9 protein-coding genes are annotated in these 11,053 nt (G+C 45.8%); 7 read left to right on the top strand and 2 right to left on the bottom strand.

The features are described 5' to 3' along the window. Positions 1 to 9 precede the first annotated feature (9 nt). Complete coding sequence (locus tag OO774_RS08185; protein WP_264901444.1) at positions 10 to 594, top strand: FMN-dependent NADH-azoreductase; 585 nt, start codon at positions 10 to 12, stop codon at positions 592 to 594. Between the two features lie 141 nt (positions 595 to 735). On the opposite strand, the gene OO774_RS08180 is transcribed toward OO774_RS08185, so the two are convergent. Beyond that, positions 736 to 1,140 (bottom strand): hypothetical protein, encoded by a 405-nt coding sequence (locus OO774_RS08180; RefSeq protein WP_264901442.1) that lies wholly within the window; start codon positions 1,138 to 1,140, stop codon positions 736 to 738. A gap of 350 nt (positions 1,141 to 1,490) precedes the next feature. Between OO774_RS08180 and OO774_RS08175 the strand changes: the two genes are divergently transcribed. From OO774_RS08175 to OO774_RS08165, 3 genes are all read left to right on the top strand, one after another. Further along, positions 1,491 to 1,835 carry a hypothetical protein gene (locus OO774_RS08175; RefSeq protein ID WP_264901440.1) on the top strand — a complete coding sequence of 115 codons (345 nt, stop codon included), beginning with the start codon at positions 1,491 to 1,493 and terminating at the stop codon, positions 1,833 to 1,835. Between the two features lie 9 nt (positions 1,836 to 1,844). Next, positions 1,845 to 3,785, top strand: coding sequence for an alkaline phosphatase D family protein (locus OO774_RS08170; protein ID WP_264901438.1), 1,941 nt, complete (start codon positions 1,845 to 1,847; stop codon positions 3,783 to 3,785). 121 nt (positions 3,786 to 3,906) lie between these two features. After that, a complete protein-coding gene (locus OO774_RS08165) occupies positions 3,907 to 4,347 on the top strand; it encodes a TerB family tellurite resistance protein (protein ID WP_264901436.1) in 441 nt (146 codons plus the stop codon). Positions 4,348 to 4,537: 190 nt separating this feature from the next. On the opposite strand, the gene OO774_RS08160 is transcribed toward OO774_RS08165, so the two are convergent. Continuing rightward, positions 4,538 to 5,068: a 3'-5' exonuclease gene (locus OO774_RS08160; protein WP_264901434.1), complete on the bottom strand. Its 531-nt coding sequence runs from the start codon at positions 5,066 to 5,068 to the stop codon at positions 4,538 to 4,540. A gap of 438 nt (positions 5,069 to 5,506) precedes the next feature. On the opposite strand from OO774_RS08160, the gene OO774_RS08155 reads away from it, so the two are divergent. From OO774_RS08155 to OO774_RS08145, 3 genes are read left to right on the top strand one after another with little or no spacing between them, the layout of a single operon-like run. Beyond that, positions 5,507 to 6,139 (top strand): DUF2760 domain-containing protein, encoded by a 633-nt coding sequence (locus OO774_RS08155; protein ID WP_264901432.1) that lies wholly within the window; start codon positions 5,507 to 5,509, stop codon positions 6,137 to 6,139. Beyond that, positions 6,139 to 8,103 carry an Hsp70 family protein gene (locus OO774_RS08150; RefSeq protein WP_264901430.1) on the top strand — a complete coding sequence of 655 codons (1,965 nt, stop codon included), beginning with the start codon at positions 6,139 to 6,141 and terminating at the stop codon, positions 8,101 to 8,103. The genes OO774_RS08155 and OO774_RS08150 overlap by 1 nt, the downstream gene beginning before the upstream one ends. Positions 8,104 to 8,159: 56 nt before the next feature. Next, positions 8,160 to 10,967 (top strand): Hsp70 family protein, encoded by a 2,808-nt coding sequence (locus OO774_RS08145; RefSeq protein WP_264901428.1) that lies wholly within the window; start codon positions 8,160 to 8,162, stop codon positions 10,965 to 10,967. Positions 10,968 to 11,053 lie beyond the last annotated feature (86 nt).

Raw genomic sequence — 11,053 nt, 5'->3', positions numbered from 1 at the left:
ATAACCATTATGTCTCGTGTACTAGCTCTAAAATCAAGCATCCTTGGCGACCACTCACAATCAAACAAGTTGGTTGAAGAGTTCATCAAAAACGTAGCTCAAGACAAACTAACGGTTCGTGATTTAGCGGCGAACCCACTGCCAGTGCTTGATCTGACGGTAGCGACAGCACTACGCTCGGCAGGTGACCTTTCTCAAGAGCAGCAGCAAGTTGTTGACTTGTCAGACGCGCTTATTGAAGAAGTGAAGGCAGCAGATACGCTAGTCATTGCAGCGCCAATGTACAACTTCACGATTCCAACTCAGCTTAAAAACTGGATTGACTTGATTGCTCGTGCAGGTGTGACATTTAAATACACAGAAAATGGCGTTCAAGGTCTGTTTGAAAACAAAAAAGCGATTGTTGTAACGACTCGTGGCGGTATTCATAAAGACGCTCCGACAGACAACATCACACCTTACCTAAGCACGGTACTTGGTTTTGTTGGTATCGCCGATGTGGAATTTGTTTACGCAGAAGCGCTAAACATGGGTGAAGATGCGGCAGCAAAAGGCATCACTGAAGCGCAAAGTCAGTTAGCAACTTTGGCGTAAGCGTCACTAAAAGCAAATAGGTACTTAAGGGATGGCTCATTGCCGTCCCTTTTTCATTTCGAGACTGTCACAGCTAAACGGTTTTCACATCTAACTAAGCTTCCACATCTAACTAAACAACGGGAATACGCCGATTCTGGTTTACGAGTCTTCTGTATGATGATGAACCGTCCCTTTTTCTATTTTTTCCATGGCATTCTCATACAGTCGTTCTAACACTTCCTCGGCTTCCTGCACCCTATTCTCTATCATTGCATTGAACGCGACATCACTGGGTATCGCTATTTCTTCACCCACACTCACTTCTATTGAGTCAACGTAAAGCACTAACCATCCGTCGCCTTCCATATGCCCTTCTCCGTTAACCACAAAGAATCGCTTGGCGAACTCATCATTAGTGCAGTTTGTTCCCTCAATCTGAATGTTAAATGAAGAATCGATGCTCATGGTACTCAAGCCATCACACTCTTCAGATGCATTACAAATGGCTTTAACCTTTGCGCGATAAACAAATTTCAGCTGGGATAATAGTGTATTAGTTTTCATCTCACTGAGAATGGGTGATATTTTACGTGGTGACAAATCCGACCTTTTGATCTCGTTCTAAAATGGAAAGACGTTCAAGCCCCAAACATAAATGCCAGAAGTGAGGCATACCGAAGCCATTTCACGTGTTTTCTATAAAATTGGTCGATAAAAAAGCAATCATTCGTTAATTGAAACTTTACGCTTATGTTCTTTCTAAATGGGCCGTTACAATGTGGAATGTTGTCATATACGTGACAGAATAAATCTTATGCTTTGATAAATTGGCATTGAATCTCGTTGAAATAGAATGAAATTACCTAACGAGTTGTACCAGTTATGTCGCTAGCCCTAACGATAACGAATAAAAAGTGAAAGTATCAGAACTCATTTCCATCCTTAATAATTTGCCGACCAACACTGACCCAGATATTGTGATGGGAGAAGAGTGGCTACCGGAAAGATTGGTGGAAACAAAACTCGACGGCAAACTGTTATTTTTGAGCTTCGACAATGCGCCTGAAGAATGCCAGGAAGAAGAAGGTCGGGGTTTCGTTGACCATGAAATTGACTTAATTCGTACTCGATTACGACAGGTTCTGGACGAAGACAGCGATAACGATTCGAAGACAGAAGCGATGCTAGGTTTGTTTCTTGCTGGTCACGAATTGAGTAGCGCTCAAGTGGTAGAAATATTAGAAGAATCAGACAAATAAGGAACCAGTTTGGCTGCATCATTAGACAAAATCCAACATCCTCACCTTCCTCTTATCATTGCGGGCCCTATTCTGCGCAAAGTGACCGCATCAGAAGTGAATATTTGGCTGGTCACAACCAAGCCATTAGAAGGGTTCATCGAAGTCAACGATGCAAACTCTGCGACTTCGTATCACTCTGAGGACTTTGAGAAGCTCACTCAACTTCAGGTTGGTGAGCAAGCTTGGGTTTGTTTACTATCATTAAAAGCCGATTTTCCTACTCATCAGCCACTTCGATATCAGCTCCACACGCAAGACGGTCTGCTAACAGAGCTGCTGCCTCACTTGTGTTATGAGCACGATAACCATATGCATAAGGGTATTGAATTTTTAATCAGTGAAAAAGCCGATTATGTCCTTCATGGTTCTTGCCGTAACCCACAGCATTTTAGTGACGATGCTTTACTTGCAGCAGATGAAAAAGTGGCTCAGCAAAGCGCAGAATCTCGTCCGGACATGCTTATCATGAGCGGCGATCAAGTTTATGTTGACCATGTAGCCGGGCCAACGTTAGATGCGATTGAACAAGTAATCGAGTTACTGGGCTTGCCTGATGAGCAGTTTCAACAAGCATCGATTACCGACACCACAGCGCTTTATCAACACCCTGCGTGTTTTTATGGCCGCGACCAGTTGCTGCCACATTACGTTGATGACGGTAGCCTGCTCAGTCAGTTTTTTCCTCGCCGTGGCACCCCTATTTTCAGCTCTAAAGAGTGTGAAAATCACCTGATCAGTTTTGCAGAATGTTTTGCCATGTACCTCTTGGTTTGGTCGCCGACGCTTTGGCATCTCATCAAGCGTGACCGATTACTGGAGAATCAATTCCTTGTCGGAGGCAACACACTCGCCCCCAACTGGCAACAAAAGTGGCGTGAGGAAAAAACGCAAATAGATAAGTTTGTCAGCGGATTAGAACGCGTACAACGCCTTCTTGCACACCTTCCGACTTACATGATTTTTGATGATCACGATGTGACGGACGACTGGAACTTAACCATTGGCTGGGAACAAGCGGCATACACCAACCTTTTTGCAAAACGAATAATCGGAAATAGCCTGATCGCCTATTGGTTTTGTCAGGGCTGGGGAAACGCACCGGAAAAGTTCGATGATGCTTTTATGGCTCACATAAAAGACTTTCTTGAGCAACGCACTACCGAAGCTCAAGATGACCTGATTCAGTATCTCTATCGCTTCGAGAACTGGCATTACACCATTCCGACCTCCCCCAAAGTCGTGGTTCTGGATACCCGAACTCGTCGCTGGCGGTCAGAATCTAAAATGAACAAGCCGTCTGGCTTAATGGATTGGGAAGCCTTAATCGAATTTCATCAAGAATTAGTCCACGAAGATAAAGTGATCATCGTTTCTGCAGCGCCGATGTTCGGTGTGAAATTTATAGAATCGCTGCAACGCGTGTTTACCATGTTTGGTAAGCCATTATTAGTCGATGCCGAAAACTGGATGGCACACCCGGGCAGTGCGAACACGCTCGTCAGTATTTTCACTCATACTAAAACACCGACTAACTTTGTGATTTTGTCGGGGGATGTCCATTACTCTTTTGCTTACGACATCAAATTACGCTTTCGAAAAAGCAGCCCGAATATTTATCAAATCACCTGTAGCGGCATTAAAAATCAATTTCCGACAAGACTACTCACTATCTGTGATGCGCTGGACAGAATGCTATACAGCCCTCGCTCGCCACTAAACTGGTTCACTAAGCGTAAGCGACTCAAAATTTATAAGCGTGCGCCAAGTAGTCATAACTTTTATCGTTTGGTTAACCACAGTGCGATCGGAGAATTACATCTCGATGATGACGGTAAGCCTAACCAAATCAGTATATTGACGAGTGATAATGAAGAAATTCATTTTCCACCGACGAGAATAGAAAATTGATCACCTTGATTGATAGCGTCGTATTCTAAATGTAAAGAATTCGTAATTTCAGGTTTCACCCCTTGAGATTTAAGTCACATATAACCATGTTTAAAAGATAATTATCAGTTTGGTGTTTACTATGTTCAATTCTCTCACATCTCTATTTAAACAGCTTCTCGATGGCGAGGATCTGGCACAGACTCATACCGTGTCTCCCAACATGGCGATTGCATGCTTACTTTGTGAAGTGTCTGGCGCTGACCATCAAGTGGATGAAAAAGAGCAAGAGACGAAACACTCTCTACTCATGAAGTTACTTGAATTGAGCTCAGAAGAAGCCACACATTTACTGGAACAAGCCGCACAAAAAACAAAGGATGCGACTTCTTTGTATGATTTCACTTCCCAGTTACGGGAGTTAACGCAGGAAACGCGCTACGACTTGATAAAAAGTATGTGGGAGGTGGCCTACGCCGATGGTGAGATAGATCCTTTAGAAGACGCTGTGATTCGTAAAACTGCAGAACTGCTGTATGTCGACCACCACGATTTCATCAGAGCGAAGCTTCAATCTCAGTAATTACGTTACGAAAATTTTAAACGTGCAATAAAAAACGCGCTATCAAAGCGCGTTTTTAAGTTGAAGCCAACGTGTTGTTATAAATACGAGTTAAGATATCAATCTGCTTGACAGAACCTAATTTAATGTCACTACGTGACAGAAAAACAACGGTTGGATTAAACAATCATTACAGAGCCCAGATTAACTCTTACAGCATAACCAGGGCAAGTTTGGCTAAATTATAAGCATCAACGTAACCAGAGTGTTGACGGCCTTCCCAGTCAATCCCTTTCGCTTCTTGCGCGGCTCTGTGGCCAATACGCTTATCTTTAAGCCGGTTTTGAATACGATAAAGCGTTGCCAGGTTAATAAACTCGTTAAAGGGCGCTTCAATTCCTTTTTGTTTACACTCTTCAAGTAAAATCGTGTCATCTCGTCCCCAAGAAGCGTAAATTTTGTTGCGCCCGCCGAAGTTCTTAACCATAGACTTCAACACTTCTTCAAGTGGTCGACCTTGTTTTTCAATTTTACGCGGTGTAATCCCCGTTAACTCGGCACAAAACAGTGAGACTTCATCATGCTCAGGCTTAACGTAGTATTGAGCACGTTTAACGATCTCACCTTTAGACAAATCTATTTCAGCCAACCCGACTTCGATGATCTCGCCAGTACGGCCGACGCCATTTTCGTTCCAGCAACACATTTCTAAATCGAAGCAGACGATACGGTTATGGTTCATAGTTTGTCTTGATTCCTAACGTAGATTTTAAAGCGAGAGATTCTACCTCAACGCCAGGTAAAACTCGAATGCGCTTGCCGATTTAATCACCGATTGCACTGGTTTAACGCTATTTTATAAAGTGATACGACCAATTTGGATTCTTATACTGGTGTACAAACACGATATATAACGTCGATGAAAAAGGAGACAAGGTGTCATTAATCGCGGAAATATCGTACGTCTGGCAGCCCATGGCCTTTAAAGCGTGTTCCAATCGTTGGTTTTTCGCGCTAATCGTGCGCTAAATTTACGAATTATTACAGCGTTAAGCCTTGAATATGCTAACATCCGACATCATTTTAGTGTCTAAACTTGGTGCAAGATCGCAAAGACGATCATTTTAATAAACACATTGAGCCTATGCACCAATGAATCAATAGAAAGAGAAAAAACGTCATGAACATTGATTTGAACCTAATTCCTCAAACGTTCGATATGCTTCACGCTGGTCTTGCTGCTTCGAGCGTATTGCTTTTACTGGTTGCTGTATCACGTAAATCGAAAGTGATTGAGAAAGTAGTAGAAAAGCCGGTTGAGAAAATCGTCGAGGTTGAAAAACCTGTCGAGAAAATCGTTGAAGTTGAAAAAGTGGTTGAAGTTGAGAAAGTGGTAGAAAAAGTGGTTGAGGTTGAATCAAAACTGGCAACCGCTTCTACTGACTCGGCAATGCAACTGCTTTCTATTATGCAGCAAGAAGCTCGCCTAATTGACTTCCTACAAGAAGACTTAACGTCATTCTCAGATGAAGAAGTTGGCGCGGCCGCTCGTGTAATCCACACTGGTGGACAAAAAGTATTAAGTGATTACGTGACACTTGCTCACGTACGCAATGAAGATGAAGAAACCCGCATCACAGTTGAAGAAAACTTTAACCCACAAGAAATTCGCCTAACTGGCAATGTAACAGGCAGTGCACCATTCCACGGAACACTGGTTCACAAGGGCTGGAAGGCAACATCAATGAACCTGCCTAAACTGGCTGATAATTACGATGCATCTGTGATCGCACCAGCTGAGGTTGAGTTGTAATGGAACACATGAACCAAGATAACACTTCTCAAGAAGAAAACATCCAAGAGATGGCTGAACAGCAGTCTCCTCAGTTCAGCGTTGGTATTGACTTGGGTACAACACACTGTGTGATGTCTTTTGTCGATACTCACGATGAAGATGCTCGTGTAGAAGTCATGCCAATCCCGCAATTAACGGCACCTGGAACAGTAGAAACTCGCAGCCAACTTGGCTCGTTCCTGTACCAACCTCACGAACACGAAATGAATCCGCAATCACGCGTACTGCCGTGGTCTAGTGAGCCTAAAGCACTGGTTGGTGCGATTGCTCGTAACTTAGGTTCAAAAACGCCAATTCGCTTGATTGCCAGTGCTAAATCGTGGCTTTGTCATGGCGGCGTAAACCGTCGTGATGCATTCCTGCCAGCTGGTAGCCCTGAAGAAGTCGAAAAAGTATCCCCTCTTCGTGCAACCGAGTTGTACCTTGAGCACCTTAAAGACGCCTGGAACCACACTCATCCTAATCATAAGCTCGCTGATCAAGAGGTGACGATTACTGTTCCTGCATCGTTCGACCCAGCGGCACGTGACCTGACGGCAGAAGCGGCGCGCAACGTTGGTTTTGTGCATCTGACACTACTAGAAGAGCCTCAGGCTGCGCTTTACAACTGGATCGACAACAGTAACGACAAATGGCGTGACGAAGTTGAAGTGGGCGACATCGTTCTGGTCGTTGATATCGGTGGTGGTACAACCGACCTTTCTTTGGTGGAAGTAACTGAAGATGACGGTAACCTGTCACTTAGCCGTATTGCCGTCGGTGAGCACATCCTGCTTGGCGGTGACAACATGGACCTTGCCCTTGCGTACCGCTTAAAAATGAAGCTTGCGCAAGAAGGCAAAGATCTACAACCGTGGCAAGTTCAGGCAATGACACACGCTTGCCGTGATGCAAAAGAAGCGCTTCTGAACGACAGCGAGCTGCAATCTGTGCCAATCGTTGTTCCTAGCCGTGGTTCTAAACTGCTTGGCGCAACGCTTAAGACCGAACTGACGCAGGAAGAAGTACAGCAAACGCTGGTTGATGGTTTCTTCCCACAAGTTGCGATTACTGATCACCCTGTTCAACGTAACCGTGGTGCACTAACGCAAATGGGTCTTCCTTACGCTCAGGACGCAGGTATCACGCGTCACATTGCGGCATTCTTGTCTAAGCAAGCAAACGCACAAAGTGGCGCAGAATCGGCTCCAGAGCAAGACTACAATCCATTTGCGAATATGCCGGGCATGCCGGGCGCTGATGCCGCTCAATCAGCAGATTTCATCAAACCAACCGCGATTCTGTTTAACGGCGGTGTGCTGAAGTCAACGCTACTGGCCTCTCGCTTAGAAGACACCATTAACGAATGGTTGCTTGAAGCAGATACCGAAATGGCAAAACGTCTGACTGGTGTTGATCTCGATCTTGCGGTAGCAAGCGGCGCGGCTTACTACGGCTCAGTTCGTCGTGGTCAGGGCGTCCGTATTCGCGGTGGTATCGCTTCGGCTTACTACGTAGGTATCGAAAGTGCAATGCCAGCGATTCCGGGTATGGCACCTCCAATGGAAGCCCTATGTGTGGCACCATTTGGTATGGAAGAAGGCTCAAGTGTTGACGTACCAAGCCAGGAGTTTGGTCTGATTATCGGCCAGCCAGTAAACTTCCAGTTCTTCGGTTCGACAGTACGCCGTGATGATCTGGCAGGTACTCATCTTGATCACTGGGCACCAGAAGAGCTTGAAGAGTTACCAGAAATTCAAGTCACTCTACCAGTATCCGAAGGTCGTCGTGAAGGCGAAGTGGTTCCTGTCACTCTGGCATCTCGCGTCACTGAGCTTGGTACGCTTTACCTGGAAGCAATTGCCGCCGACAACGGTCAAAAATGGCACGTTGAGTTCGATGTGCGTGAAGACGCAAAAAGTGACTCAAACGAAGAAGAATAAATAGAAATCAAACGGCATCCAATCAGGTGCCGTTTTTTAAATACACGAAGGTTTGTATGGCATCTCCTCGTTTTCTAGTCGGTATTGACCTTGGCACGACAAACACTGTGGTCGCCTATTGTGAAATCACCGACAACCTTGAACAATCCGAAGTATCCCTATTTGATATCGACCAGTTAGTTGGTCCTGGTGAAGTGGTTCGTAAACCGCTGTTACCCTCTTTCCGTTACCACCCGGCTCAGGGACAAGTTTCCCCGTCTGATTTAACCCTGCCTTGGGAAAATCAGCCTGTTTCTGGCGACATTAAAAATGTCATCGTCGGTGAATGGGCACGTGAACTAGGCGCGAAAGTCGAAGGACGTCAGGTATCGAGCGCAAAAAGTTGGCTCTCCCATCAAGCGGTCGACCGTAGCTCAGACATTCTTCCTTGGGCTGGCGCGCAAGACGTTGATAAAGTCTCACCGGTTATTGCCAGCGCCAGTTACCTGAACCATATCCGCCAGGCATGGAACTATCGTCATCCGAGTAACAAACTGGAAGACCAAGACGTCGTGGTTACTGTCCCTGCATCGTTCGATGAAACGGCACGTAAACTCACCCTTGAAGCAGCCGAGCTTGCCGGATTGAAGAAGATCGTCCTGCTCGAAGAGCCGCAAGCGGTATGTTACGACTGGTATGCTCGCCACCAAAAAACGGCGGCCGATGAACTCAGAGAACTACCTCTTATCTTAGTTTGCGACGTAGGTGGTGGTACGACCGACTTAAGCTTGATTGAAGCTAAGTTTAACAATGATGAGTTAGGGTTGGACCGCATAGGCGTTGGCGAACACCTTATGCTGGGTGGTGATAACCTCGACCTGGCATTGGCGCACTTAGCAGAAAGCCGTTTCAATCAAAACAAAAAGCTGACAGCAGCAAGCCTGACTAAGCTGATTCAGCAAACCCGAAAAGCGAAAGAGAACCTGCTTTCTTCAAACGCACCTGAAGAAGTGAAAATCACCATGCTGGGTAGCGGCTCAAAACTACTTGGTGGTACCAAGAGCATCGCGCTGAGTAAACAAGAAGTACACCAAATTGCCCTGGATGGCTTCTTCCCGCTTTCTGAATTTAATGAAGTACCCGACAAACGACGCAGTGCCGTTGTCGAGTTTGGGCTGCCTTACGTCGCAGATCCTGCAGTAAGTAAACACGTAGCCGAGTTCCTAACTCAGCATCAGCAAGTGTCGCGATCTGCACTAGGCATAGAAGACGAAAAACAAAACGCGATTCCAGTCGGCTTACTACTCAATGGTGGTGTGTTTAACAGTGACCTTGTCACTGAGCGTGTCACTACCCTACTCTCAGACTGGCGCGGCGCTCCCGTCACGGTTTTGGATAACCCGCATCCTGATTGGTCTGTCGCACTTGGCGCCGTTGCCTTTGGTAAAGCGCGTCGTGGAGCACAGCTAAAAATCGGTGGTGGTGCTGCTCGTTCTTACTTCCTTCATCTGCAAGAAAAAAACAAAATGGGCAAAGCGCTTTGTTTACTGGCAAAAGGGACGGAAGAAGGCCATGAGATTCGCTTAAGTGGTCGTCGATTCTCTCTCACACTTGGCGAGCCGGTTCGATTTAATCTTCTTACCTCCACCCACGATACGCTGAGCAACAACACTGCGATTCAAAATGGTGTGATGGTTGACGTTGATCCTGACTTATTTGTTCCACTTCCGCCATACATCACCACATTAGAAGGCGAAGGTGCTGAGCTGCACGCAAACCAAAAAGAGCGTGTCGAGGTACAACTCGCTTGCCAGTTAACGGAAGTGGGCACACTCAAAATGGAATGTGTCAGCGCAGAAGACGACACTAAACGTTGGGCGCTAGAGTTTGAAGTACGTAACAAACAAGCGGACGACAACGAAGAAGTACAACTTCATCCAAAGTTGAATGAGTGTAAGGAGCTGGTGGCTCGTCTTTACAGCGGTAATAAGAAAAGCGCCGACAGTAAAGAGATCAAAACCTTAGCCAAAGATCTTGAGAAGAAACTAGGTAAGCGTGATGAATGGGACTTCACAACGCTTCGTCAGCTATTCGATGCATTTGCTCAAGGCAGAAAACGCCGCCGTCGTTCAGAGCAACATGAAAAGAACTGGCTTCGACTTGCGGGCTTTGCATTGCGCCCGGGGTTTGGTGATCCAACCGATTCTTGGCGTATCGAACAGATTTGGGGACTTTACCAACAAAACATTCAGTTTAAAAACCATCAAGGATGGACAGACTGGTGGGTATTCTGGCGTCGTATTGCTGGTGGCTTAAACCAGGAGCAACAAGAAACGATTTTGGCTGACATTGCTAAATATTTGCATCCAGGAGCAATGAAGAATCCACAATCCGCCAAAACTGCGCAAGACATGGGCTACGAGTCAATGGTTCGACTGTCAGCGTCGCTGGAAAATCTGGAAGTCGAAGATAAAGTGCTTTTGGCAACGTGGTTCCTCAGTAAAGCCATTAACCATAATCAATTCCAACAAGCACACTGGTGGGCAATGGGCCGACTTGCATCTCGTACTCCACTGTACGGCAGCCAACACAGTGTTATTCCCCGTGAGCAAGCAGAACAGTGGCTTCCAAAACTGTTAGAACAAAACTGGCAAAAAGAACCAATGATCGCGTTTGCCGCCGTGATGATTTGTCGTAAAACAGGAGACCGCTTGTTTGACATCTCAGATGACTATCGCGAGCTGGTTCTGGCGAAGCTGAAACAAAGTAAAGTGCCTGAGTCTTGGGTCTCTTTGGTTGAAGAAGTTAAAGAACTTTCTGATAGTGAATCGAAGCGTGTCTTCGGTGATGCACTCCCAAGCGGCTTAACGCTGGTTCATCACTAGGCTTTTTCTCCATAGAAATGCTAAAAAAATGCACAAAGCCCTTCGTTGAAGGGCTTTGTTTTATCTGAATTCTCAACAAACCGCGG

It is taken from the genome of Vibrio sp. STUT-A11 (genome assembly GCF_026000435.1).
GTDB lineage: Bacteria > Pseudomonadota > Gammaproteobacteria > Enterobacterales > Vibrionaceae > Vibrio.
The sequence above is the reverse complement of the archived record's forward strand: the minus strand, read 5'-3'. Positions and strand labels throughout refer to the sequence as shown.

Excerpts from the sequence above, each read along its gene's own strand:
- OO774_RS08185 (WP_264901444.1), top strand. The coding sequence starts at position 10 with ATGTCTCGTGTACTAGCTCTAAAATCAAGCATCCTTGGCGACCACTCA.
- OO774_RS08180 (WP_264901442.1), bottom strand. The coding sequence starts at position 1,140 with ATGAAAACTAATACACTATTATCCCAGCTGAAATTTGTTTATCGCGCA.
- OO774_RS08165 (WP_264901436.1), top strand. The coding sequence starts at position 3,907 with ATGTTCAATTCTCTCACATCTCTATTTAAACAGCTTCTCGATGGCGAG.
- OO774_RS08160 (WP_264901434.1), bottom strand. The coding sequence starts at position 5,068 with ATGAACCATAACCGTATCGTCTGCTTCGATTTAGAAATGTGTTGCTGG.
- OO774_RS08155 (WP_264901432.1), top strand. The coding sequence starts at position 5,507 with ATGAACATTGATTTGAACCTAATTCCTCAAACGTTCGATATGCTTCAC.
- OO774_RS08150 (WP_264901430.1), top strand. The coding sequence starts at position 6,139 with ATGGAACACATGAACCAAGATAACACTTCTCAAGAAGAAAACATCCAA.
- OO774_RS08145 (WP_264901428.1), top strand. The coding sequence starts at position 8,160 with ATGGCATCTCCTCGTTTTCTAGTCGGTATTGACCTTGGCACGACAAAC.